The following is a 22,957-nucleotide window of genomic DNA, read 5'->3' as shown; positions in this document are numbered from 1 at the left end:
ATATGTTTGTATAGGATGCATAAAAAATCAATTTTCTTAAGAATGTTGGCATTCATTGAGTTTGGGAGCAGTAAATCATGAGAATTCTCTAGGTTAATCATCTCTAAACGGCATTTATGATCCATTTTTCAGATTTATGATCCATTCGACAAAAAATACGTTCCATTTTCCGGATTTATGATCCTAATCCAGTGTTTATGATCCTATTCTGAAATATATGATCTTATAAGAATGATTCTAATTAATAACGAGCGGAAAAGGCTGAATTTTGCTATATGCTATATTGTGTACTGGGCAGCCCATATTGATATCGATTCCCCGGACCCGCATCTTAAAGACATAATCAAGGCATATTAAAACCGGGTCGAAGAACCCGGTTTTTAATATGCCTAATGTAAGATGACTCAATAGCCCCACCGCACACGCCACATTTGATTATCAGCCGGTGGTTTATCCGTTCACTACCGCACCGCCGTTCACATGAATCATCTGACCGGACACATAGGTTGAATCATCGCTTGCAAGGTATACATAAGCAGGAGCTAATTCGAAGGGCTGACCCGCTCTTCCCATCGGTGTATTGGCGCCAAATTGGGATACTTTTTCTGCACTGAAGGTCGATGGAATGAGCGGTGTCCATATTGGACCCGGCGCTACGCCGTTGACGCGCATCCCTTTTGAGGCGATGTTTTCTGCCAGCGACCGTGTAAAGCTGACGATTGCTCCTTTAGTGGATGAGTAATCGATAAGATCTTTATTACCTTTGTAAGCTGTAATCGAAGCGGTATTAATTATTGAAGCTCCTTTTTTCAGGTGAGGAAGCGCTGCTTTGGTCAGATAGAACATTGAAAATACATTGGTTCTGAATGTGCGTTCCAGCTGTTCGTTGCTGATGTCTTCAAGGCCTTCCTGCGGGTGCTGTTCGGCTGCATTATTGACGAGAATGTCCAATTTCCCAAACTGTGAAATCACTTTCTTCATGATGTCTTCACAGAAGGTTGCGCTGCCAATATCCCCTGAGAGCAGCATGCACTGAACTCCTTCTGCTTCCACAAGTTCTTTTGTTTTGTTTGCATCCTCATGCTCATCCAGATAAGAAATTGCCACATGAGCACCCTCGCGAGCGAAATACCATGCTACAGAACGGCCGATTCCGCTGTCACCACCTGTAATGAGGGCAACTTTTCCATCCAGTTTACCGCTTCCTTTGTAATTTTGATCGGTATGAATCGGCTGAGGATTCATCTCATCTATTGTACCTGGCTGATGATCTTGGTGTTGAGGGGGGAAGGTTTGTTTTCCATTTTGCTGCTGTGACAATCTAAAACACTCCTTTTAAGTAGTTAGATTAAATGTTCATTATCTTGATACCTATTACTTAGATTAGTGTTTACCCGATGAGTGCAATTATTAACATCTTTACCCGGTTTTTATGGTGTGATGTTGAATTTTCTAAAAAGAAAAACAGACCCAATCGGATCTGCTCGTATGGTCATGAATTCATCAACTTCTCTGCTTTATAGCCAATCATATTCAACAAGCCTTTCGGGGATGAGAAGGGAGGGGCATAACATGTTTCAATTTCCTGCAGCTGTATGACAGTCAGACCGCCGGTAATGGCGGTGGAGAGTACATCCAGTTGTTTATCGACACCTTCTCCTCCCACGACATTCCCTCCAAAGATTTTCCCGGTATCAGGACAAAAATGGACCCTGACATATACATCCTTGCTGTCCGGATAATATCCTGCATGTGATTTGCCTTTATGAGTGGCTGTCGTGTACTGTATTTTGCGTTCTGTAAGTTCTTTTTCCCCTAATCCTGTCGAGGCAATGGTCAAATCAAACACTTTTGCGATCGCACTTCCAAGCATGCCTTTGAAAGGCACAGGGCTGCCTGTAAGGTGCTTTGCAATGATATATGACTGGCGATGGGCCGGCCAGGCCAGTGGAACTTGTTTCGGACTGCCGTCAATCAAGTCGAAAGATTCGACTACATCACCCACAGCGTAAATCGAAGGGTCATCGGTCTGCATGAATTCATTTACCTTGACACCGCCGGAATCACCCACAGTCAAACCAGCCTTATGAGCCAGTTTATTATTTGGTTTAATGCCTACTGATAAAAGAATGAAGTCAACTTCAATGGTTTCTCCGTTATCCAGCTGGATTTCAGTTCCTGAAATAATCTTGTGCAGTCCGTTTTCCAAATACAATTTTACATCTTTATCGGTTAAGTGTTGTTGTACCTTTAATGCTGTTTCTTCGTCTATGACACTGAGAACGTGAGTTGAGCGCTCGACGATACATGATTGGATTCCCAGGTGTGTCAGATTTTCCGCCATTTCTACACCGATAAATCCACCTCCGATGATCGCACCGGCAGAAGGTTTTTCCGTTTCCAGGTAGTGTTTTAATTTATCCATATCTTCAACGGTTCGAAGAGTGAATGAAGGGATTTGTTCAAGTCCCTCGATATCAGGAATGAATGGGGAAGCACCTGTCGCTAAGATCAAATGATCATAGGTCTCATGATATTCTTCATTGGTTTTACCGTCTTTAATCGTAAGGGATTTTTGCTGCCGGTCGATCTCTAAGGCTTCATGCTGCATCCTGACATCAATATTTTTTTTAGCCTGCAGTTTTTCCGGGGTGTAAGCAAATAAATCTTCCCGGTCTTCGATCACATCCCCGAGATAATAAGGCATGCCGCATGCACCGTAAGAAAGATAAGAAGTTCTTTCTAGTAAGATGATTTCTGATTTGTCATCTAATTTTCTGAGCTGGGATGCCGTTGTTGCACCGCCGCCAACAGCACCGATCACTATAATTTTATTTCTCATTTTTCTCCTCCATGTACGAATCTTTTATTGGTATTTCAAGGGTAGATAGTATAAAAAAAGCCTAATGAGTATATTGTACCCATTAGACAATGTAAGATAACAAATCAGCGGAAGTTTACAAATTGAAAATCGATGGAAAGATCAGCTTCCCTTACAGCGGAAATAATCTTTTGAAGGTCATCCTTGCTTTTCCCTGTAACACGGACTTGGTCGTCCTGTACCTGGCTCTTCACCTTCACACCAGAGTTTTTGATGATTGTATTGATCTTTTTCGCATTTTCTTTGTCGATCCCCTGGACCAGTTTTGCCCGCTGGCGGACCGTTCCGCCTGAAGCGCCTTCCAGCTTGCTGTAATCAAGGTTTTTGACCGGTACATTGCGCTTGATCAATTTACTTAATAACACATCTTTTAGTTGATTCATCTTGAATTCGTCATCTGATATCAACACGATTTCTTCTCCATCCAGTTTGATATCACTCTTACTCCCTTTGAAATCATACCGGTTTTGAATTTCTTTGAGTGCGATTTGAATGGCATTGCTTACTTCAGACATTTCCACTTTTGAAACAATATCGAATGAACTTTCTTTTGCCATGTGGGATTCCCTCCAATTACTAGATTCTTCTATTATTATAGACAAGTGTTATTCAGATGCACAACTCTAAGGATGTGTGTTAAATAACGTTGCCCGATTCCGTGCAAGACTTCGCTTTCCGCGGGCGGTCGGTGAGCCTCTTCGTCAAGTGGTGAACTGTCCAGCTGCAGGCTTAGAAGCACATGCCATAAGCCAAACCGACCAAGAAGGCAAAAAACGCCTTCATGGACGAGTCGTCTTATGCCACACCCTTCTGGGCAAAGCCCCTCCGCTTTCCGATAGGAGTCTACGTCTTGCACTCCAATCAACAGCTGAAGCCTTTTAAAATAATGTAATCAATAACAAAAATCTCTAGCTGTTGTGCAAAAAATAACATAAATCATATTTATGCCAGCGACTCCACAAAGAAAAACCACCTGCATCAACAGGTGGTAAATTGAGAGTCAAATTCCAACGTGAAGAACATATCAGATATGATCCGTCTTTTTGGAGTATTGATTTTTTCCGTCTTGACGGTTCAGTTCTTTCATTTTGTTTTTCTCTTCATGCAGTGCCTGGTTGTCTTTTGCTTTTTTATCGTTATCAGATGTGTGCGGCATTTTATGAACTCCCTTCAATATATATAACTTCTCAATTAGTATGACGAAATGAAGGGAGGTTTATGAGTGTTAACGAAGGAAAAATACTGCCAATGTGCCAGTTCCTGTATGAGAACCGACAGCGCATCCAATAATATTGATGTATACATCTTTTGGAGAGAACTTCTCTTGGATCATCTTTTTCATTTCCTGAGCCAGCTCTTCATCATCACCATGACTTATGGCGATCGTCTGCTGTGACAGATTTGAACCGCGTTCTTCCATCAGTTCAAGGATCCTCTTCAAAAGCTTCTTTTTGCCGCGGAGCTTTTCGATCGGGACAAGCTTTCCATCCTCGACATGAAGAAGAGGTTTGATGTTTAGCAGTCCTCCCACGAATGCAGAGGCTTTTGATACACGTCCGCCTTTGGCAAGATAATCGAGATCTTCCACGGTAAAGAGGTGTTCCATATGTTCTGCATGATAGGTGATGGTATCAATGATTTCTTGGTGGGTCCCGTTTTCTTGGAGGGTCTTTAATGCACTCTGCACGACAAGCCCATAACCAAGTGAGGCACACTTGGAATCAATGATGGTAAGGTCTAGCCCGGGATAATCTTCTTTAACTTGATCACGAATCATCACCGCTGTTTGATAAGTACCTGAAAGTTGAGAAGAGAAGGCGACATAAATACCCTTCTCATCCTTTTCAGCGAGCTCGGTAAACTTCTTCAGGAAAGTTTCCGGTGATACTTGAGATGTTTTCGGCATTTGCCCATCACGAATTTTGTCAAATACGGCTTTCGGTTCGATACTGATGAGGTCTTCGTAATCCTGTCCTTCGATATGTACTTTTAGAGGGAAAAATTCTATGTTGTCCTGATTGAAAAATTCTTTTGGCAGATCACTTGCACTATCAGCAAATAATTTTACTGTCATTATTCTCATCCCTTTATCTTTACTTATAGCTTTAGTCTAGCTATTTTTCAGTAAAATGACAATCTATTCCTGTGTTAAATTATTGGGTCTATGACGATTCTGCAGATTTTTGTATTACCATAAGATTATTTTTTTATAAAAATTCATTCAATCAGATGAACTGCTGCAAGAGTTTAGGTATGATATTTTGTGGAACATATTTAGTAGTACATAAATATAACAACAGGGAGGTTTGTGCATGAACAGGGATCATGTTCATTTGGAAGCAAAAAAGTTTGTGGTCGTTCTCATCGGGGCGATTCTGGGTGCGATTGCCATGAACTTTTTCTTAATACCGGCAAATGTCTACGCAAGTGGATTTACCGGGATGGCACAGTTATTATCGAGTATTATCAAAGAATTTACTCAGTTTAACGTATCAACAGGTATTTTATTATTCATTTTAAACATACCGGTAACCATTATCGGATGGTTTAAGGTTGGAAAGTCCTTTACCGTTTACAGCTTTATATCCGTATTCCTGACATCTTTCTTCTTAGAAGTCATTCCCGTCATTCATTTATCACCCGATATATTATTGAATGCGGTCTTTGGCGGTGTCATTGCAGCGGTTGGTGTGGGCTTGACCTTGAAGTGGGGTGCCTCTACCGGGGGAATGGATATTATCGCGATGATCCTTTCCCGGATGAAAGACAGGCCTGTAGGCTCGTATTTCTTTGTGATGAATGCGGTCATCATCATTTCAGCAGGGTTTTTATATGGCTGGGAAAAAGCATTGTATACGCTTGTTACACTTTATGCTTCCACACGCGTCATCGATGCGATCCATACCCGTCACGAGAAGTTGACGGCGATGATTATTACGAAAAAGTCACAAGAACTTCGTGAAGCCATCCATGCAAAGCTTATGAGAGGTATCACAACGGTTCCGGCAAAAGGGGCTTTTTCAGGAGAAGAGAAAGAAATGATGATCATCGTCATTTCACGCTATGAGTTGTATGAGCTGGAGCATACAATTAAAGAAGTGGATCCCAATGCATTTACCAACATTGTTCAAACGACAGGGATCTTCGGTTTCTTTAGAAGAGATTAATGGTGAAGTGAATATCTTACAGCTTGAAGAGAAAAAGGTTGACCTTGTGGTAGAAGGTCAACCTTTTTGCTCGTTACTGAAGTGTATTCAATTCATCTTGAAGGGCGCGTAATTGGCGTTGTTCTTCTACATTGCTATTAGCGTATGCAGAAGATAAGGCATTTTTTGCTTTACTTACAGATGCTTCAGTATTCCCGCCTTCAGCTGCCGCCTGTTTCGCGGAGTTAACAGCTTGGCGTGCCTGCCGGAATAATGGATTGCTCATGTTAAATTCCTCCTAAAGAGGAGTCTTCCGCTTTAGATGACAGTTTGTTTGCCTCTGCTTCCGCATATGTCAGATGGTAAGGAATACGTTCATCATGTTTATCCACAGCAACTTTACCTTGTTGTACAAATCGTTTGGATTTATTTCTACCCACTGCAACCACCCCTTTTACAAGCTGGAACACAAAATTGTGTTCTCTTGTAGTATGGCTTGTATCGGAAGTGTTTACAGTAAAAAAAATTCCCACTCTTGCCATTAAAGATTAAAGCGGTTTTGCAGATATCTTCCTATACCATCTTCTTCATTTGTCAAGGTAATCTCGTTCGCGATTTCCTTTACTTTATCGATGGCATTCCCCATTGCAACTCCTGTGCCTGCATATTGCAGCATTTCAAAGTCGTTGTCTTCGTCTCCGAACGCAATGATGCGCTCCTGGGGGATGTCCAGGGAAGTAGCGACTTTTTCAATGCCGACAGCTTTATTTAATCCTGTTTTGACAATTTCAATGACGTGCCAAGGTGCAGCCCATCTGCGGTGATCGATCACTTCTGCATGAACTTCATCAAGGTGTGCACGGATGTCTTTCACATCTTCCTCTTCCGCATGAATCAGCATGGAGGTAGGGTTCTCTGAGAGGAATTCACGGATATCCCCGGTTGAAATGGATGGATTACCCATCATGAAGACATCGATCAGTTTTTCATCATGATAATGAAGGTATACATCATCCTTTACTTCAGCGATGATGTTACGAAACGGAAAGTCATGGCATGCTTCAATGATCTGCTTAGACACATGCAAATCCATAGGGGTATGAAATGTCCCCCAGGTCTCGTCTGTGGGATGATGCACAAACGCACCATTAAAGTTGACAATCGGCGTCCCTAAATTTAACTGCTTATAATAAATTTCGCTGGCACGGTAAGGACGGCCGGTAGCAATCATCACTTCGTGGCCTTGCCTTCTTGCTTGTGCCAATGTATGAAGAGTTTTTGATGAAATCTTTTTTTCGTCTGTCAATAGTGTTCCGTCCAAATCCAATACTATTAAGTGTTTTTCTTGTGAATTCATATTGTATTTCTCCAATTCTTTATAGTGTAGTGAAACGGTTAGAGTGTGTTAATATGTATGATACAGCAAACCATCGCTGTAAGCATAGTGTATAAGCAGACAGTGAAGGCTGTCCATATCATGAAATCGAAATTAATGATTTTTTTACAAAAGCGGGTTTTAAATATTATACATACTGTAAAATCTAGGATATCATATTACTGTTATCAGCGTACAGGAGGGAGCAAGTAACCATGATCGTAGTTGAGAAATCAAACATAGAGGACATTCCTTATCTTCAACTTGTAAAAGAAGAAGAAAAAAACAATCCGTTGCCGCTGTGCTTTTTTATACATGGATTCACTAGTGCGAAAGAGCATAATCTCCATTATGCCTACTACTTGGCTGAAAAAGGCTTCCGTGTCGTACTTCCGGATTGTCTAGAGCATGGTGAAAGAGCGACTGGGAAAACGGAAGAGGAGCTGGGCAGCGTTTTCTGGAAGATCGTATTGAACAGCATTCATGAACTTTCACTTTTGAAAGGGCATTTTGAGAAAAAAGGTTTACTGTTGGAGAATGGAATAGGAGTAGCAGGCACCTCGATGGGAGGGATTGTCACCCTTGGAGCATTGACACAGTATGACTGGATTTCTTCTGCCGTCTCACTTATGGGGAATCCATCTTATGTGAAGTTTGCAAAAGCACAGCTTGCACATTTGAAATCTGCAGGTTACCAGCTGCCGTTCAGTGAGGAGGAGGTGCAGGCAATCCTGAATGAATTGTCCCACTATGACTTAAGTCTGCAGCCGGAAAAACTGAAGGGACGCCCGCTTATGTTCTGGCATGGAAAAAAAGATAAGGTCGTTCCATTTCATCTGACAGAAGAATTTTATAAGAGTATTTTACCTGCATATGAAGGGAATGAAGACAACATCTTATTTGTCGCTGATGATAAAGCTGACCATAAGGTTTCTAGAGAAGGCGTCATGAAGCTTGTGGAATGGTTCGAAAAGCATCTTTCGGCTTAACCTTTTGTCTTCATTGGCTTTCTTTGATAAGATAATGATAAGATGAAGTACAGTAAAGGAGAGTGTAACGATGGATCAGGACCTTAAAGATAATTTGATGGGAGCACTTGAACAGGTTGTGGACCCTGAATTAGGAATAGATATCGTCAATTTAGGATTGGTGTATGATGTAGATCTGGATGAAGAAGGAAAAGCGACAGTCACCATGACGCTTACATCCATGGGCTGCCCGCTGGCTGGGACAATCGTCGATCAAGTAAAGGCAGCATTAAGTGACATTCCTGAAGTAAAAGAAACAGAAGTGGATATCGTATGGAATCCGCCATGGAGCAAGGATAAGATGTCACGCTACGCAAAGATTGCATTAGGCATCACATGATCATAAAAAAGCCCCTTTTCAAATGAAAAGGGGCTTTTTTAAATGATTAAATAAATATTACAACCAGTATTCCGACAATCAAGCAATAAAAAGCAAAATATTTGAGATTCCCTTTAGCCATGATGTTCATGAACCATTTTAAAGAGAAGTAAGATGCAATCAATGAACCGAAGAATGCCAGTAGATAAGGCATTGTCATGGATGCTGCGGGCGGCGTTTCAATCAGGTCTTTGATCCCGAGAAGCATGACCCCGAAACTGACCGGGATATATAAAAGAAATGAATAGCGCAGTGCTGTTTCTGCTTTCATGCCGCGGGCCATGGCTGCAACAATTGTGGCACCTGAGCGGCTGATACCCGGAATCAGTGCGACTGCTTGAGCGAGACCGATGATAAGGGCATCTTTCACGTTCAAATCCCCATCATTTTTTCTCCCGCGCAGGTTACGGATAAGCCATAAAGCTGTTCCGGTAATGATAAGAGTGATCCCGATTGTCACAACTGAAGAAAGGTGCGCCTCAATTACATCGCCAAACAACACTCCAATGACACCAGCGGGTATCGTACCTATGATTAGGTACACAATAAAATGGAAATCGCGTTTGTTCTCTGGTGATTTATCTTTAAAATAACCTAAGCCATTGACAATCAGACGCCAAATGTCTTCACGATACACTAATAAAACTGCAAATAAGGAAGCTGTATTCACTAAAATTTCGAAGGTCAATCCCGGTTCTTCAATTCCCAGAAAGTACTGTGCGAGAACGAGATGACCGCTCGATGAAATAGGAATAGGTTCAGTAAAGCCCTGGAATATTCCTAAAAATAAGTATTTCACTATCAGATAAAAATCCATTACATATCCTCCAAGCGTAATTTCTCCACATTTTTTTATTTAACACCAAATAGTGACAGACTGTAAAGACTTTTTCTGAATGTTAATCAAACCGTAATCTAATGATTCAAGAAGATACCTTCATCTGGCATGCATGAACATCATCACGAAGAAGAAAATAAAAAGGAAGCCATGCTTCAAACAGAGGAGGTATCATAATGGGACAACCAAGACATTTCAGGGGCGGAGAAAAAGCGCCGAATAATGGAATTTATATCGAAATTGGTGAAACCGGAAGCAACGTAAACAATCCTCAAAAGCTGAAAATGAAAGCGGGAGACCGGTTTCCTGAGAATTCAAATCACAACCGCCACTGGACATACATGAGAAAACCTTAATTAAGAGAGTTTTCAAGAACAAGGATTACCGTAGAGAATACCGGGAATTGGTTAAAAAGTTCCTTGGTCATACGGTCATTCTTGTTCTTTTTCTTTTTATTTTTCGTGAGAAGGAGATATAATAAAAATAAAGGTCAATAAAGGTCAAGAAGAGGTGTTGAAGCACATGAATATTGAATCCATGACACACAGCATTCAAGAAGGACTTGCCGCATCAGGCCAACTTGCGAAAGATCATAAGCATACCGATATTCAAATACTTCACCTGTGGAGCATTTTCATTCAAAACCCGGATGGACTTCTTACATCCATTTATAAAAAAGCAGGTATAAATACGGGCGAACTATACGATTTTCTTCAGGAAAAGCTGAAGGGAATTCCAGCGGTGGAAGGTTCTGGAGTTCAATATGGGCAATATGTATCCAATGATGTAAACCGACTGTTCATAGAAGGAGAAAAACTCCAAAGAAAATGGGGGGATGATTTTCTATCGATTGAACATTTAGCCCTTTCCTTATTTGAGCAAACTGATCATCCCGTCATTAGATATATGAAGGAAAAGGGAATCACTCAAGAACAGCTGAAAACGATAATTACTTCCATAAGAGGGGGAAAAAAGGTGAATACGCAAAATCCTGAAGTTACATATGAAGCACTTAAAAAGTATGGAAGGGATCTCGTAGCAGAAGTCAAATCAGGCAAAATAGATCCCGTCATCGGCAGGGACGGTGAGATCCGCCATGTCATCCGGATCCTATCTAGAAAAACGAAGAATAACCCTGTTCTGATCGGTGAACCGGGAGTTGGGAAGACAGCAATCGTCGAGGGACTTGCCCAGCGGATTGTCAGGAAGGATGTTCCGGAAGGGCTGAAAGATAAAACCATATTTGAACTCGATATGAGTTCTCTTGTGGCAGGTGCAAAATTTCGCGGAGAATTCGAAGAAAGATTGAAAGCCGTGCTAACGGAAGTGAAAAAAAGCGAAGGCAAGATCCTGCTGTTCATTGATGAATTGCACACGATTGTCGGAGCAGGCAAGACAGAAGGTGCAATGGATGCCGGCAACATTCTGAAACCGATGCTTGCCAGGGGTGAACTTCACTGTATCGGGGCCACTACGCTGAATGAATACCGCAAATATATCGAAAAGGACCCGGCATTGGAGCGGCGTTTTCAACAGGTGATGGTACAGGAGCCGAACGTGGAAGATACAGTATCAATTTTGAGAGGATTGAAGGAACGGTTTGAAATTCACCATGGTGTCAATATCCATGACCGCGCAATTGTAGCAGCTGCAAGATTGTCTGACCGATACATTTCAGATCGTTTCCTGCCGGATAAGGCGATTGATCTGATTGATGAGGCATGTGCAATGATCCGTACGGAAATTGATTCAATGCCTTCCGAGTTGGATGAAGTGACCCGTAAAGTGATGCAGCTTGAAATTGAAGAAGCGGCACTCATGAAAGAAAAAGATGAACAAAGTAAGGAACGTTTAAGCCGGATCAAGGAAGATTTAAGTAATCTGAAAGAAAAAGCCGACACGATGAAGCTTAAATGGTTAAAGGAGAAAGAAAGCATAGGGGTTGTCCAGGAAAAAAGGGAAGAGCTGGAGAAGCTGAGGCGCCAGCTTGAAGAAGCGGAAAGCGATTATGACTTAAATAAGGCTGCAGAACTTAGACACGGCAGGATTCCAGCAATGGAAAAGGAACTTCAGGCAGTTGAACAAGAAATGATGAGGGAACAAGAGGGAAGGCTTGTAAGAGAAGAAGTGACGGAAGAAGAAGTTGCAAACATCGTAGCCAGATGGACCGGAATCCCTGTAACAAAGCTGGTCGAGGGTGAAAGAGAGAAGCTCTTGAAGCTTGATCAGATATTGCATGAACGTGTCATCGGGCAAGATGAAGCAGTAGAACTTGTCAGCGATGCAGTGATCCGTGCAAGAGCGGGAATCAAAGATCCCAATCGTCCGATTGGTTCTTTCATATTCCTTGGTCCTACCGGAGTGGGTAAGACAGAGCTCGCCAAGACACTGGCACACACTTTATTTGATAGCGAAGAACAGATGATAAGAATTGATATGTCTGAATATATGGAGAAGCATGCGGTATCGAGACTGGTTGGGGCACCTCCTGGTTATGTCGGCTATGAAGAGGGCGGCCAGCTCACAGAAGCCATCAGAAGGAAGCCTTATTCCGTGATCCTGCTCGATGAAATCGAAAAGGCACATCCTGAAGTCTTCAATATTTTACTGCAGATGCTTGACGACGGACGAATTACTGATTCACAAGGCAGAACGGTTGATTGCAAAAACACGGTCATCATCATGACATCCAACATTGGCTCATCCTATTTATTGGAAAGAAATAAAGGGGAAGAAGAAATTGATGATGAAACAAAAGATATGGTGATGAAGCAGCTGAGAGGCTCGTTCAGACCTGAATTTCTGAACCGCGTGGATGACATCATCCTATTTAAGCCGCTCAGTATCGAAAATGTCAAAGGAATCATTGGAAAGCTTCTTACAGAATTGCAGTCACGTGTGGAAGAACAGCAAATATCAATGAACATGACAGAAAAAGCAAAAGAATTCATCGCGGAAGCCGCATACGATCCTGTCTACGGAGCACGCCCATTAAAGAGATATCTCCAAAAGGAAATTGAAACAAAACTTGCAAGGGAACTGATTGCAGGAAATATCGGAAAAAATAAAGAAGTCATGATTGATGCGGGGGATGAAGGGCTGACTCTTTTGGTTCGTTAGCAAATTAAATGTAAATTAAAAAGCAGCCTGCAACAGGCTGCTTTTTAATGATGATCTTCAACAGGGTCGTTTGGAATTACCAATGTAATAACAAATAGTAAAATCGTCACTCCAATTGAAAGGATCAATCCTGTTTCAAAATGAAACTTTAATCCGTTCATTGAACTTACAACGTAAGTTAACATTTGTGTCAAAACAAAAGCCCAGAAAAATGTCCAGAAAAATCTCACGCCAGTCACCTCATTCCTCTATTTAATCCATATGTAGATGGAATCTCACCATTTCCAATCTTTTTAATCATACCATACCTATTTTAAATAATAAATGGCGAATATGTGAAAATGTAACCCTTAACATCCGCTCTGCAGCAGCAAATGACTCGTTCATATTTTTTCCTTTTATAGGCAAACTTCCTTTCAAAACTTCTTTCTGTACATAAACTGTAATGACTCACTATGTAAAAGGAGAATTCCAATGAATCAGCGATTGTTTCAATTAGATCAAGAGTGGTGCATGATTCATTATCCTGAAAGACCCAATGGATTTGCTGTTATGATCCTTGGTGACCATCACCATTATGTAGATGATAAAACCAGCTTTTGGGAGCAGCATGAAGCCAGGAAAAAATGGATTAAAGATCTAATGGCCAAAGGATACATCGTTTACTACAGCAATCTATATGGAGCCAATTGGGGTAGCGGTCAGGCAGTGCAGTTAGCGGTCAGGCTATATCAATATGTAAAAAGGACAGAAATCATCAATGGCAAGATTCATATCTTGACGGAGGGGATGGGGGCACTCGTATTCAAAGAACTTTATTCTAAAATGAAAGACGATATACGGAGTGTGGTGATGCTCACGCCGTGCCTCTCCCTTTACGAACTGGTCCAGCAGGAAAAGGAACAAAAATTCTTTTATAAAAGGCTGGTAAAAGAATTGGCTGAATCCAGGGGAGTAAAGAAAGAAGACTATGAACAGGTTCTGATGCAATCCGAACATGATTATGAAGTGTTTAAGGACATCCCTATTCCGCTTTATATTGTTCAATCCTATAATGTTAATCGTTATAAAAATCAATTCCCTCTCATAAAAGATATATATAACCATCGTTTAGTCAGAGGATGTTCAACAAATCTCTTTTATGTGCTGCCTGAAAAAAGAGATTCACTTGGATTGAAATTCACCTCTTACTTCTCTTTGCACGAAAAAGAATTATAGTCTTGATTAGGAGTGAGTGATTTGAACCATGCAATTGTGCTTGCCGCCCAGCAATATTTGGGGTTTGAACTCTGTAATGCTCTGCTGGAAAGAGGATGGACGGTGACAGCTGTTGATGACGCTGAAGAAACAAAAGATAAATGGTTGGAAATAGGGAGAAACGCTAACATTCATTACGTTCCTACACACACTTGGGATCGGGAACTGCCAGTTGAATGCAGATTGTTTCTCCCTTATTATGACCAATTCAATGGGAGCAGTTTCGAATGCCTCTCCTTGATAGAACAAATGTATGCTCAAAGTGAAGACCTCCCCGAAATCGTTCAAATCTTTTCCAACCAAACTGAGAGAAAAAGAAGCGTGGAATCCAGTAAAGATAATTCGACCACCTTTTTTCTCCCGACACTTTATGGCGCACATCAACCTTCACACTTCCTATTTTCTCAGGTGCTGCGGGGAATGAAGGATGAAAAACCTCATTATGCAGATGACCCCAGTGGTGCCATTTATGTGAAAGATGCTGCAAACTGCATTATTAAACATTCAGGGGCCAATGGGACATACTCGTTGAAATCCCTTTCCGAAAATAGCTGGAAAGAAGCCCTTTCTTATATAACTGATGAGCCCATTATTCCTTCTGTCCAAGAACGAAGCTTTGAAGGTGATACCATCATTGTACATCCCACTAAATCACATGAAACCATTTTGATGGATCAGAAACAGAGAATGAACTCTCTGTGAAAACAGGAATAAGAAAAATTTCTCTTTTATATGAATACCGTTAAAGGTAAAATGGACATATTGGTGTAATATTTTTCTATTGATTCTTTTTATCGGCGCTGCATGAGCTTTAAAGGAGTTGCTGCACATGAAAAAGAAACTAAACTTCCTCATTCTGGCGGTTTTTGCACTTGGAATAAACGGATGTATGAACGGAAAAGCCTCCGGTGAATTAGAAAACGTGGGTTTACTTGTTCCAGAAACAGTAAATGATGGGGTCTGGGGGACAAAAGGATACAAAGGATTATTAAAAATACAATCAAAACACGATGTAGACGTATTTTATAAAGAGAGCATGAACAATGATACATCAATAGAACAGGCAATTAAGGATTATGAAAATGACGATGTTAACTTGGTTTTTGGTCATGGAAGTGAATATTCAGATATATTTAATCAACTATCTAGTGAATACCCGGATATCCATTTTGTAAGTTTTAATGGTGATGCTTCCGAGAAGAACACAACCAGTTTAAAGTTTAAAGGGTATTCGATGGGATTTTTCGGCGGCATGACAGCAGCCCATCATACTAAAACGGATAATGTTGGTGTGATTGCTGCCTTTGATTGGCAGCCTGAAGTACAAGGGTTTATTGATGGAGCGAATTATCAGAATAAGGATATTGAGGTAAACGTTGAATACACGAGGGATTGGGATGACAAACCGAGAGCTTTGGAACGGTTGAATTCATTAGTGAGCAGGGGTACGGATGTTGTCTATCCTGCTGGAGATGGCTATAATGTAGCTGTTCTAGAAGAACTGAAAGAGCGGGGGTTGTTTGCGATCGGGTATGTATCTGATCAGTCTGATCTGGGTGAGTCCACGGTCCTGACAAGCACCGTCCAACATGCTGATAAGCTATATGAAGTGGTGTCGGATAAGTACACAAAAGGGGAGCTATCATCAGGGGTTCTCGAGTTTGATTTTAAAGATGGTGTTATTACTATGGGGAAATTCAGCCCCTTGGTCCCGGAGGAATTCCAAACTACTATCAATCAGCATGTCAGAAACTATATCGAAACAGGAAAATTACCAAACGGAAAGGAAGCAAAGTAATGAATCACGACAAATCGATGGAATTTATGCAGATCGCAATGAAGTACTTACCACAAGCAAAGCAGACGCTGGATGAAGCGGGCATTGAATTATCGCCTGAAATGCTCCAGCCTTTCATGACTCTTTTCACCCAGGTAATGGGAGAAGCATATGAATTAGGCAAAAGAGATGCCGTACATAACGATTAATAGAAAAAAGACTGCTCATTAGCCGGGCAGTCTTTTTTTGTTCTATTTGTAAATTCTGATTCTTTTTTCATTAGCGTTAGTGGCAAATTCTATGTGGAAGAGGAAGTTTGGTTGTTTTTAGATCTTTGCAAGATCTTTGCAATTAAAAGCGCAGCCATCTATTCATCTCCCGGTAAAGAGGTTTGAGTTTATCAATGGTCAGCATAATGGAATCAAGATGTGAAAATGGATCTGGAGAGGTTTTACTTTCCCTTGCCGGAGTTCGATTCGCCTTGTCTGCCTTACGTTCGCCGTACATTAATTTATCCAGTGGGTGCATCTCATTTGACTCTCCCATCATAACACCTCCTTCTCTTGGTAATAATTTATGTAATGAGGGATTGTACGAGTATGGACGTATGTTTAGATTTAAGGAAATCATAAAAACATTGCACAAATAAACGATTTTCGTTAAAATTAGTACCAAGTCATAATAATTGATAATAAACTTATTGTATAGGGAGAACGAAAATTAAAGAAAGCAGGGGATGCCAGTATGAATACAGGGATAATCGGAATTGGGCGTTACCTTCCTGAAAAGATTTTAACAAATGCAGATTTAGAAAAAATGGTCGATACTTCTGATGAATGGATTCGAACACGGACAGGAATTGAAGAAAGACGTGTAGCCGGAGAGGGAATAGATACTTCCGATATGGCTTATGAGGCGGCTAAGAAAGCAATCGCTGACGCGGAGATCACACCTGAAGATCTTGATTTGATTCTCGTTGCAACTGTTACACCCGATCAGCCTTTTCCTTCGGTTGCCTGCTTATTGCAGGATAGACTTGGGGCAAAAAGGGCTGCTGCGATGGATATCAGTGCGGCATGTGCAGGTTTCATGTATGGTATAATTACTGCAAAACAATTCATTGATAATGGTGTTTATAAAAACGTTCTCATTGTAGGAGTAGAAAAGCTATCGAAGATTACAGATTGGGACGATCGAAATACAGCTGTACTATTCGGAGACGCTGCAGGTGCTGCAGTTCTCGGGCCTGTATCTGACGGAAAAGGAATACTCGCCTTCGAACTTGGAGCGGATGGTTCTGGAGCAAAACACTTGTATCAAGAAGAAAACATCGTGATGAACGGCAGGGAAGTATTTAAATTTGCTGTTCGCCAAATGGGTGAATCAAGCGTCAATGTAATTGAAAAAGCCGGATTAAAAAAAGAGGACGTAGACTTCCTGATTCCTCATCAGGCAAATATCCGTATCATGGAAGCTGCTAGACAACGATTAGAGCTTCCGATTGAAAAGATGTCTAAAACGGTTAATAAATACGGCAATACATCAGCAGCCTCCATTCCAGTGTCACTGGTAGAAGATCTGCAGGAGGGAAGAGTAAAAGAAGATGACGTCGTAGTCATGGTGGGATTCGGCGGCGGCCTGACGTGGGGCGCGATTGTGATGCGCTGGGGTAAATAAAAGTTAACTCTTCTATAATTTGTTTAAAAGGAGATGGATCGAATGAACAATAAACGTGTTGTTATAACTGGCTTAGGAGCAGTAACACCATTAGGGAATAATGTAGAATCAACCTGGAACGGCATTTTGGAAGGGAAAACCGGTATCGGCCCATTGACCAGGCTGAATGCAGATGATTACCCTGCAAAAGTGGCGGCAGAGTTAAAAGATTTTGATATAGAAGAATATGTTGAGCGTAAAGAAGCAAGAAAGATGGACCGCTTCACTCACTATGCGGTAGCAGCTTCAATGATGGCCGTAAAGGATTCTAAATTAGAGATCAACGATGAAAACGCCCATCGGGTAGGGGTGTGGATAGGATCAGGTATTGGTGGAATGGAGACATTTGAAAACCAGTATGAAACCTTCCAAAAACGCGGTTACCGCCGAGTAAGTCCGTTCTTCGTACCGATGATCATCCCTGATATGGCAACTGGACAAGTTTCGATCATGCTTGGAGCAAAAGGAGTTAACTCCTGTACCGTGACAGCTTGTGCAACGGGAACCAATTCAATCGGTGATGCGTTTAAGGTCATTCAGCGCGGAGATGCCGATGTCATGATTTCAGGCGGAGCGGAAGCACCGATCACAAAAATGTCCGTTGCAGGATTCTGTGCCAACACAGCGCTTTCAACCAATACTGATCCAGAGAAAGCTTCACGTCCATTCGATGCAAATCGCGATGGATTTGTAATGGGAGAAGGAGCTGGTGTTGTCGTATTAGAGGAGCTGGAACATGCTTTAAAACGCGGAGCAACAATCTATGCTGAAGTGGTAGGATACGGAAGTACGGGAGATGCCCATCATATTACAGCACCTGCACCAGCCGGGGAAGGCGGCGCAAGAGCAATGAAAATGGCTCTTGATGATGGAGGAGTGGCACCTGAGGAACTTGATTATATCAACGCCCACGGTACAAGTACTCCATATAATGATAAATACGAGACAATGGCAGTCAAAGAAGTATTCGGGGAGCATGCTTACAAACTTGCCATGAGTTCCACTAAATCAATGACCGGACACCTATTGGGAGCTGCTGGAGGAGTGGAGGCCATCTTCACTGTATTGGCTATGAAAGATAGTATTCTTCCGCCAACAATCAACCTTGATACTCCAGACCCGGATTGCGATCTTGACTATGTAGCAAATGAAGCCAGAAAACGTGAAGTGAATGTAGCGATGAGCAACTCACTTGGGTTCGGCGGCCACAATGCCACGCTGGTGTTCAAGAAATACACAAAATAATGGATTTTTGAAGCGCACGAATCAATATTCGTGCGCTTCTTTTCATTTTTAGTCTCGAATCATCAGTTACTAAAATCTCTTTTTCTACATATATATTTAAAAAAGAGAAAGAGGGATGAATGTGACAATCGCTCCGACAGATGAATGGCTGGCCGAATCCCTGGATAATCCATTGGCGATCTTACAGAAAACTAAACAGGGTAGATCTGACGACGTGGAGTCCCTGTATCATTACCTCATGAAGCATGGAATGTACCGTCCTGCAATGGCTGCAAAAAAAATTTATGAGTCCATGAAGGAAAACAAACTATGGGATTTATATATGAAGCTTGAAAAGCTATATAGAAAAAGATGGGATGGCCCGAATGTGCCTGTTTATCTGCTGCCGGTGCAGGAGACAAGAGGACTTTTTCAATCTTCCATGAAAAAGTCAGGCGTGTGCTTCAAAGATGAAATTTATTTATTTTTGAAAGAACAGGAAGATATTAAAGAATATGAGGCGTTATTTGTTCATGAGTATCACCATTGTGTGAGGATGGACAGATTGAAAAAGAAAGATGAAGACTACACTTTATTAGATTCAATCATATTTGAAGGGCTTGCCGAACATGCTGTTCGTGAGTACTGCGGTCAAGAGTATGTGGCGGCATGGACGAAGGCTTACGGAGACAAAGAACTCTCTCATTATTATGAAAAGTTGATTAAGCCCAATCTTAACATTACGCGAGTAAATCCGCTCCATGATCATTTGCTTCTTGGTCAAAAAAGCTACCCTAAAATGCTTGGTTATGCTGCAGGTTATTATCTGGTGGAAAATGCCAGGAAAAATAAGAAAGCAGTGACTAATCTGTACATGGGGAAACCATCTTCCTTCTTCTTACCAGATAAAAAGGTCCCAGCCTCCATTGAATTGCAATAGGTAAACACCCGTTTTCGTCATATATCCCTCTGCTTGACATAAACTATAGTATAAAAGGACAAGCAAAAAGAGGGTAGAGGCGGAAGGTATGGTGTTTCGTATGTTTGTATTATTTATTGGTTTTGGACTGGCTGTTTCCGGAGGGGTAAGTCTGATCATTTATTTAAACCTTCTTACAACAGGAATGACCATTATAGAATATTTACTATTTGTAAGTACTAGAGTAGAATGTTATCTCTTCCTTGTCGGCATTCTCATCATTACCTTAACGATCTATTTGCCTCGAAGAAAAAATAACAACTATCTATAAAAGGTGCGGATTCAGGAATATTTTTACTCTATTCTGCCTATACTGATTGACAAATAAGATTGTAGCAAAGCGAGGGGTCAATCATGTTATATCTTCATGATGTATGGGTAAATTGGTTCGAAGGCGAAGAAAATGGCTACAATGTGTGTCATTTTCACGAATGGAGAAAAGAAGATGTCATTGAGTTGTTAGATCAAGTTCCTTTAATAAAAGTGGATAATGCCCTTTTTCATTACATCGAGAATGATTTATCAGAATTACCTCAACAACTGCTGAATGATGTATATCAAAAAGCATATTTAAGAAAAAATCATGAACGCATCCAATTGGATTATTGCTTTATTGTCACAGATGGGACAGGCATATTGGCAGTCGATACAATCGGTTATACTGTTCCTATTCGAAAAAGCAGGCTCATTCCAAGACAGGAACAGCTTGTATATGAAATGGTGGAAGGTCACGATGTGATTCCTTACTCCGTGGAACAAGATCCCAAATCGGAGAACGCTTATCATATTCTTTCACCGAGTCCACATATGATGAATGGCTTGACAAGGAAGGAAAGGCAGCTTAAACAGTTGCTCTTCATGGCACTTGATCAGCTTCACGGTTCGAGAAACACGGCAGAAATCCGTTACTGGTATACAGAATGGGCACCTGAGCAGTACCGGGTCATTCAGGATATGGATTTTGAAGATGTTTGGAATATGCTGTATGAAGAAACGAAATATGGATGGTCAAATAAACATCTCATCCTATGTGAGAACCTGATTAAGGGGCAGCCATTTTTTGAAAAACTGTGGGAAGTTGAAAACCGTCCTAAAGTGAATTGAGCTTCGAAACCTTAAGTCTACTATAGACTTGGGGTTTTTTTATTCGGAAAAAATGCTGAAGCCTTAATTGGCTCCAGCACTTCATCCATCATTATCTTTTTCTCTCTTTACGGCCCAGTCCCATGGCCTTTTCCATTTTTTTAAGCATCTTGCCCGCGGCACGATTGGCTTTTTCAGCTCCGCGATCGAGAATGTCATCCAATTCATCGGAGTCGATCAATTCATTATAGCGATCCTGAATCGGTTTGATGGCATTGACTACTACTTGAGCCAGGTCAGCTTTGAACTCTCCGTACCCTATTCCATCATATTTTTGTTCAAGCTCTTCTATTGAAGTGCGCTCGAGGATAGAGTATATCGATAATAAATTCGAAACACCAGGTTTATTTTCCTTGTCGTATTTCACGACGCCATCTGAATCAGTGACAGCGCTCTTGATTTTCTTCTCGATTTGTTTTGGATCATCCAGCAATGTGATGAACGCTTTTTGATTGGCATCTGATTTACTCATTTTCTTTAATGGGTCCTGCAGTGACATGACCCGTGCGCCGACTTTAGGGATCCGTACTTCAGGAACGGTGAAGATGTCATTGTATTTATTGTTAAAGCGCTCAGCCAGATTACGGGTTAATTCCAAATGCTGTTTTTGATCTTCGCCGACAGGTACTAAATCAGTACCATACAGCAGGATATCGGCTGCCATTAATGGCGGGTAAGTCAAGAGTCCGGCGGATACAGCTTCCTTACCATGGGATTTATCCTTGAATTGCGTCATTCTCTCAAGCTCTCCGATATACGTCACACATTGCAGTATCCATCCCGCCTGTGCATGTGCAGGTACTTCTGATTGAATGAATAAAGTAGACTTTTCAGGATCGATCCCACAGGCGATATAGAGTGCAGCAAGACTTTTAATATTTTTACGCAGCTCCATTTTATCCTGCTGTACTGTAATCGCATGCTGATCTACGACACAGAAGTAACAGTTGTATTCATTTTGCAATTCTGTAAACTGCTTCATTGCCCCGATGTAATTACCGAGCGTGATCGTACCGCTCGGCTGTATTCCGCTAAATATGGTCTTCATTACGTTTCCTCCTAATTTTGTACAAAATAAAAACCCACGCGTCCTTATAATATAGGGACGAATGGGATTATATCCGCGGTGCCACCCTAAGTACCCATGAATATGGATCAGCTTAGTCCATGCAGCTTGCATGAAACCTCTTTAACGTGAGGTAAATCCGTTATTCGCTACTGATATTTCACAAATAAGGCTCAGAAGTCCATTCGCTAAAAAATGATTACTTGTTCACACCGGCCACAAGCTCTCTTGAAATCAATTTAAAGGTACTATTCTTCATCTCAGCCATGATATTAGTATTCCTATTATATTGAATTAACAAGGTTAATTCAAGTGTATAGGAGATAGGACAGTGCCAAGGAAATGACGAGCAGGGAACTTCCTATAATAAGAAAAGAGTTGGTGATTTTATAAGACCTCACAACTGTAAACTCTTCGTGAGCTTGCTTCGTTGAATCGATATCATCAAACTCAGAAAGGAACTTACCCTGCACAGTACTTCTTCGAAATCTCTTTAAAGCATATACAATTCCGTTAAAGAAACCCTTCTGAAATATATACAGGAAAGCACCCATGATTAAATAAATCATTCCTGTAATAAATAAGCTGTTAAGAATAGAAAGAACGAGTGGATCACCCTGAACAAGTGAAAAGGCCACTGAGATGATCAAGAACAAAACCGCAATAATATAAATAGTAAATATACGTTTCATAATACTCCTTTATACCTTTTATTATAAAAGTATACATGAAGCGGACGATGGATTTCAATTGGATTTCATATATATACAATACTCTGATAACTGTTCCTTCCAAAAATACAATCATCTATAGTCCGCACACACTAAGGGGTTTATTAGGATTCCTAGCTTCTCTTAAAAAGAGAAGTAGGCACAACGTGTGTAATAAAGAATCATAACAATTTATAATTATAATAGAAAAAACTTTCAATCTAGTTAATATCGACAATTTTTGCTGATTAAGTAAAATAAATGAAAGCGGTTTATTGTAACAATTGTAATAGGACAAACACCCTAAATGTAATTCTG

27 protein-coding genes and 1 other annotated feature are annotated in these 22,957 nt (G+C 41.0%); of the genes, 14 read left to right on the top strand and 13 right to left on the bottom strand.

The genetic code is table 11. The annotated features are described in order from the left end of the window. Positions 1–450 precede the first annotated feature (450 nt). The 5 genes from ACXAFV_RS19600 to ACXAFV_RS19580 all read right to left on the bottom strand — a co-directional run bounded on the left by ACXAFV_RS19600 (position 451) and on the right by ACXAFV_RS19580 (position 4,955). Positions 451–1,320 (bottom strand): SDR family oxidoreductase, encoded by an 870-nt coding sequence (locus tag ACXAFV_RS19600; protein ID WP_475128927.1) that lies wholly within the window; start codon positions 1,318–1,320, stop codon positions 451–453. Between the two features lie 172 nt (positions 1,321–1,492). Further along, positions 1,493–2,842 (bottom strand): CoA-disulfide reductase, encoded by a 1,350-nt coding sequence (locus ACXAFV_RS19595; RefSeq protein ID WP_475128926.1) that lies wholly within the window; start codon positions 2,840–2,842, stop codon positions 1,493–1,495. Positions 2,843–2,946: 104 nt separating this feature from the next. Continuing rightward, positions 2,947–3,438 (bottom strand): YajQ family cyclic di-GMP-binding protein, encoded by a 492-nt coding sequence (locus tag ACXAFV_RS19590; protein WP_475128925.1) that lies wholly within the window; start codon positions 3,436–3,438, stop codon positions 2,947–2,949. A gap of 467 nt (positions 3,439–3,905) precedes the next feature. Further along, positions 3,906–4,037, bottom strand: a complete 132-nt coding sequence (locus ACXAFV_RS19585; protein ID WP_475128923.1) for a DUF3941 domain-containing protein — start codon at positions 4,035–4,037, stop codon at positions 3,906–3,908. A gap of 69 nt (positions 4,038–4,106) precedes the next feature. Continuing rightward, entirely contained in the window at positions 4,107–4,955 is an 849-nt protein-coding gene (locus ACXAFV_RS19580; protein WP_475128922.1) for a DegV family protein, read from the bottom strand. A gap of 238 nt (positions 4,956–5,193) precedes the next feature. Between ACXAFV_RS19580 and ACXAFV_RS19575 the strand changes: the two genes are divergently transcribed. Further along, positions 5,194–6,048, top strand: coding sequence for a YitT family protein (locus ACXAFV_RS19575; RefSeq protein WP_475128921.1), 855 nt, complete (start codon positions 5,194–5,196; stop codon positions 6,046–6,048). Between the two features lie 73 nt (positions 6,049–6,121). Here ACXAFV_RS19575 and ACXAFV_RS19570 read toward each other — a convergent pair whose 3' ends face one another. The 3 genes from ACXAFV_RS19570 to ACXAFV_RS19560 all read right to left on the bottom strand — a co-directional run bounded on the left by ACXAFV_RS19570 (position 6,122) and on the right by ACXAFV_RS19560 (position 7,384). After that, positions 6,122–6,313: a DUF3813 domain-containing protein gene (locus tag ACXAFV_RS19570; RefSeq protein WP_475128919.1), complete on the bottom strand. Its 192-nt coding sequence runs from the start codon at positions 6,311–6,313 to the stop codon at positions 6,122–6,124. Between the two features lies 1 nt (position 6,314). Further along, on the bottom strand, positions 6,315–6,467 hold the full coding sequence (locus ACXAFV_RS19565) for a hypothetical protein (protein WP_475128918.1): 153 nt from the start codon (positions 6,465–6,467) through the stop codon (positions 6,315–6,317). Between the two features lie 101 nt (positions 6,468–6,568). Next, the gene (locus ACXAFV_RS19560) at positions 6,569–7,384 is read right to left on the bottom strand and encodes a Cof-type HAD-IIB family hydrolase (protein ID WP_475128917.1); all 816 of its coding nucleotides are present in this window, start codon (positions 7,382–7,384) and stop codon (positions 6,569–6,571) included. A gap of 233 nt (positions 7,385–7,617) precedes the next feature. On the opposite strand from ACXAFV_RS19560, the gene ACXAFV_RS19555 reads away from it, so the two are divergent. Both ACXAFV_RS19555 and ACXAFV_RS19550 read left to right on the top strand, forming a co-directional pair. Beyond that, positions 7,618–8,391, top strand: a complete 774-nt coding sequence (locus ACXAFV_RS19555) for a prolyl oligopeptidase family serine peptidase (protein WP_475128916.1) — start codon at positions 7,618–7,620, stop codon at positions 8,389–8,391. A gap of 70 nt (positions 8,392–8,461) precedes the next feature. Continuing rightward, entirely contained in the window at positions 8,462–8,770 is a 309-nt protein-coding gene (locus ACXAFV_RS19550) for a metal-sulfur cluster assembly factor (protein ID WP_175988393.1), read from the top strand. Between the two features lie 46 nt (positions 8,771–8,816). Here ACXAFV_RS19550 and ACXAFV_RS19545 read toward each other — a convergent pair whose 3' ends face one another. Beyond that, the gene (locus ACXAFV_RS19545) at positions 8,817–9,626 is read right to left on the bottom strand and encodes an undecaprenyl-diphosphate phosphatase (protein ID WP_475128915.1); all 810 of its coding nucleotides are present in this window, start codon (positions 9,624–9,626) and stop codon (positions 8,817–8,819) included. Positions 9,627–9,823: 197 nt separating this feature from the next. On the opposite strand from ACXAFV_RS19545, the gene ACXAFV_RS19540 reads away from it, so the two are divergent. Then, positions 9,824–10,003 (top strand): YjzC family protein, encoded by a 180-nt coding sequence (locus ACXAFV_RS19540; RefSeq protein WP_032089181.1) that lies wholly within the window; start codon positions 9,824–9,826, stop codon positions 10,001–10,003. Between the two features lie 166 nt (positions 10,004–10,169). Then, entirely contained in the window at positions 10,170–12,767 is a 2,598-nt protein-coding gene (clpB, locus tag ACXAFV_RS19535; protein ID WP_475128914.1) for an ATP-dependent chaperone ClpB, read from the top strand. Positions 12,768–12,811: 44 nt separating this feature from the next. Here clpB and ACXAFV_RS19530 read toward each other — a convergent pair whose 3' ends face one another. Next, positions 12,812–12,997 (bottom strand): YjzD family protein, encoded by a 186-nt coding sequence (locus ACXAFV_RS19530; protein WP_475128912.1) that lies wholly within the window; start codon positions 12,995–12,997, stop codon positions 12,812–12,814. Positions 12,998–13,241: 244 nt separating this feature from the next. On the opposite strand from ACXAFV_RS19530, the gene ACXAFV_RS19525 reads away from it, so the two are divergent. From ACXAFV_RS19525 to ACXAFV_RS19510, 4 genes are all read left to right on the top strand, one after another. Then, entirely contained in the window at positions 13,242–13,985 is a 744-nt protein-coding gene (locus ACXAFV_RS19525; RefSeq protein WP_475128910.1) for a hydrolase, read from the top strand. A 21-nt stretch (positions 13,986–14,006) separates the two neighbouring features. Further along, the gene (locus ACXAFV_RS19520) at positions 14,007–14,726 is read left to right on the top strand and encodes a hypothetical protein (protein WP_475128909.1); all 720 of its coding nucleotides are present in this window, start codon (positions 14,007–14,009) and stop codon (positions 14,724–14,726) included. A 127-nt stretch (positions 14,727–14,853) separates the two neighbouring features. Continuing rightward, positions 14,854–15,822 carry a BMP family ABC transporter substrate-binding protein gene (locus ACXAFV_RS19515; protein WP_475128908.1) on the top strand — a complete coding sequence of 323 codons (969 nt, stop codon included), beginning with the start codon at positions 14,854–14,856 and terminating at the stop codon, positions 15,820–15,822. Next, the gene (locus tag ACXAFV_RS19510) at positions 15,822–16,010 is read left to right on the top strand and encodes a ComZ family protein (protein ID WP_475128906.1); all 189 of its coding nucleotides are present in this window, start codon (positions 15,822–15,824) and stop codon (positions 16,008–16,010) included. The genes ACXAFV_RS19515 and ACXAFV_RS19510 overlap by 1 nt, the downstream gene beginning before the upstream one ends. Positions 16,011–16,152: 142 nt before the next feature. Here the strand turns inward: ACXAFV_RS19510 and ACXAFV_RS19505 are convergent, their stop codons facing one another. Next, entirely contained in the window at positions 16,153–16,347 is a 195-nt protein-coding gene (locus ACXAFV_RS19505) for a hypothetical protein (RefSeq protein ID WP_475128905.1), read from the bottom strand. A gap of 198 nt (positions 16,348–16,545) precedes the next feature. Here ACXAFV_RS19505 and ACXAFV_RS19500 point away from each other — a divergent pair, with 198 nt between their 5' ends. From ACXAFV_RS19500 to ACXAFV_RS19480, 5 genes are all read left to right on the top strand, one after another. Next, positions 16,546–17,478, top strand: coding sequence for a beta-ketoacyl-ACP synthase III (locus ACXAFV_RS19500; RefSeq protein ID WP_475128903.1), 933 nt, complete (start codon positions 16,546–16,548; stop codon positions 17,476–17,478). Positions 17,479–17,520: 42 nt separating this feature from the next. Then, positions 17,521–18,762: a beta-ketoacyl-ACP synthase II gene (fabF, locus tag ACXAFV_RS19495; protein WP_475128902.1), complete on the top strand. Its 1,242-nt coding sequence runs from the start codon at positions 17,521–17,523 to the stop codon at positions 18,760–18,762. Positions 18,763–18,877: 115 nt separating this feature from the next. Next, a complete protein-coding gene (locus ACXAFV_RS19490; RefSeq protein WP_475128900.1) occupies positions 18,878–19,681 on the top strand; it encodes a DUF2268 domain-containing putative Zn-dependent protease in 804 nt (267 codons plus the stop codon). Positions 19,682–19,769: 88 nt separating this feature from the next. Beyond that, complete coding sequence (locus ACXAFV_RS19485) at positions 19,770–19,991, top strand: YuzI family membrane protein (RefSeq protein WP_475128899.1); 222 nt, start codon at positions 19,770–19,772, stop codon at positions 19,989–19,991. A gap of 83 nt (positions 19,992–20,074) precedes the next feature. Beyond that, complete coding sequence (locus ACXAFV_RS19480; protein ID WP_475128897.1) at positions 20,075–20,824, top strand: DUF3603 family protein; 750 nt, start codon at positions 20,075–20,077, stop codon at positions 20,822–20,824. 91 nt (positions 20,825–20,915) lie between these two features. On the opposite strand, the gene trpS is transcribed toward ACXAFV_RS19480, so the two are convergent. Both trpS and ACXAFV_RS19470 read right to left on the bottom strand, forming a co-directional pair. Next, positions 20,916–21,911 carry a tryptophan--tRNA ligase gene (gene trpS, locus ACXAFV_RS19475; protein WP_475128896.1) on the bottom strand — a complete coding sequence of 332 codons (996 nt, stop codon included), beginning with the start codon at positions 21,909–21,911 and terminating at the stop codon, positions 20,916–20,918. Positions 21,912–21,961: 50 nt separating this feature from the next. Further along, positions 21,962–22,200, bottom strand: a binding site (T-box leader). 37 nt (positions 22,201–22,237) lie between these two features. Beyond that, a complete protein-coding gene (locus tag ACXAFV_RS19470) occupies positions 22,238–22,621 on the bottom strand; it encodes a DUF3899 domain-containing protein (RefSeq protein ID WP_475128895.1) in 384 nt (127 codons plus the stop codon). Between the last annotated feature and the right edge of the window lie 336 nt (positions 22,622–22,957).

The organism is Rossellomorea sp. ABR4_012, from assembly GCF_056159545.1.
This window is presented reverse-complemented; position numbering and strand designations above follow the sequence as displayed.

Coding starts and splice junctions, on each gene's coding strand:
- ACXAFV_RS19490 (WP_475128900.1), top strand. CDS start 18,878: ATGAATGTGACAATCGCTCCGACAGATGAATGGCTGGCCGAATCCCTG.
- ACXAFV_RS19595 (WP_475128926.1), bottom strand. CDS start 2,842: ATGAGAAATAAAATTATAGTGATCGGTGCTGTTGGCGGCGGTGCAACA.
- ACXAFV_RS19550 (WP_175988393.1), top strand. CDS start 8,462: ATGGATCAGGACCTTAAAGATAATTTGATGGGAGCACTTGAACAGGTT.
- ACXAFV_RS19480 (WP_475128897.1), top strand. CDS start 20,075: ATGTTATATCTTCATGATGTATGGGTAAATTGGTTCGAAGGCGAAGAA.
- ACXAFV_RS19505 (WP_475128905.1), bottom strand. CDS start 16,347: ATGGGAGAGTCAAATGAGATGCACCCACTGGATAAATTAATGTACGGC.
- ACXAFV_RS19510 (WP_475128906.1), top strand. CDS start 15,822: ATGAATCACGACAAATCGATGGAATTTATGCAGATCGCAATGAAGTAC.
- ACXAFV_RS19470 (WP_475128895.1), bottom strand. CDS start 22,621: ATGAAACGTATATTTACTATTTATATTATTGCGGTTTTGTTCTTGATC.
- ACXAFV_RS19515 (WP_475128908.1), top strand. CDS start 14,854: ATGAAAAAGAAACTAAACTTCCTCATTCTGGCGGTTTTTGCACTTGGA.
- fabF (WP_475128902.1), top strand. CDS start 17,521: ATGAACAATAAACGTGTTGTTATAACTGGCTTAGGAGCAGTAACACCA.
- ACXAFV_RS19545 (WP_475128915.1), bottom strand. CDS start 9,626: ATGGATTTTTATCTGATAGTGAAATACTTATTTTTAGGAATATTCCAG.
- ACXAFV_RS19485 (WP_475128899.1), top strand. CDS start 19,770: ATGGTGTTTCGTATGTTTGTATTATTTATTGGTTTTGGACTGGCTGTT.
- ACXAFV_RS19570 (WP_475128919.1), bottom strand. CDS start 6,313: ATGAGCAATCCATTATTCCGGCAGGCACGCCAAGCTGTTAACTCCGCG.
- clpB (WP_475128914.1), top strand. CDS start 10,170: ATGAATATTGAATCCATGACACACAGCATTCAAGAAGGACTTGCCGCA.
- ACXAFV_RS19540 (WP_032089181.1), top strand. CDS start 9,824: ATGGGACAACCAAGACATTTCAGGGGCGGAGAAAAAGCGCCGAATAAT.
- ACXAFV_RS19590 (WP_475128925.1), bottom strand. CDS start 3,438: ATGGCAAAAGAAAGTTCATTCGATATTGTTTCAAAAGTGGAAATGTCT.
- ACXAFV_RS19555 (WP_475128916.1), top strand. CDS start 7,618: ATGATCGTAGTTGAGAAATCAAACATAGAGGACATTCCTTATCTTCAA.
- ACXAFV_RS19585 (WP_475128923.1), bottom strand. CDS start 4,037: ATGCCGCACACATCTGATAACGATAAAAAAGCAAAAGACAACCAGGCA.
- ACXAFV_RS19580 (WP_475128922.1), bottom strand. CDS start 4,955: ATGACAGTAAAATTATTTGCTGATAGTGCAAGTGATCTGCCAAAAGAA.
- ACXAFV_RS19560 (WP_475128917.1), bottom strand. CDS start 7,384: ATGAATTCACAAGAAAAACACTTAATAGTATTGGATTTGGACGGAACA.
- ACXAFV_RS19525 (WP_475128910.1), top strand. CDS start 13,242: ATGAATCAGCGATTGTTTCAATTAGATCAAGAGTGGTGCATGATTCAT.
- trpS (WP_475128896.1), bottom strand. CDS start 21,911: ATGAAGACCATATTTAGCGGAATACAGCCGAGCGGTACGATCACGCTC.
- ACXAFV_RS19575 (WP_475128921.1), top strand. CDS start 5,194: ATGAACAGGGATCATGTTCATTTGGAAGCAAAAAAGTTTGTGGTCGTT.
- ACXAFV_RS19500 (WP_475128903.1), top strand. CDS start 16,546: ATGAATACAGGGATAATCGGAATTGGGCGTTACCTTCCTGAAAAGATT.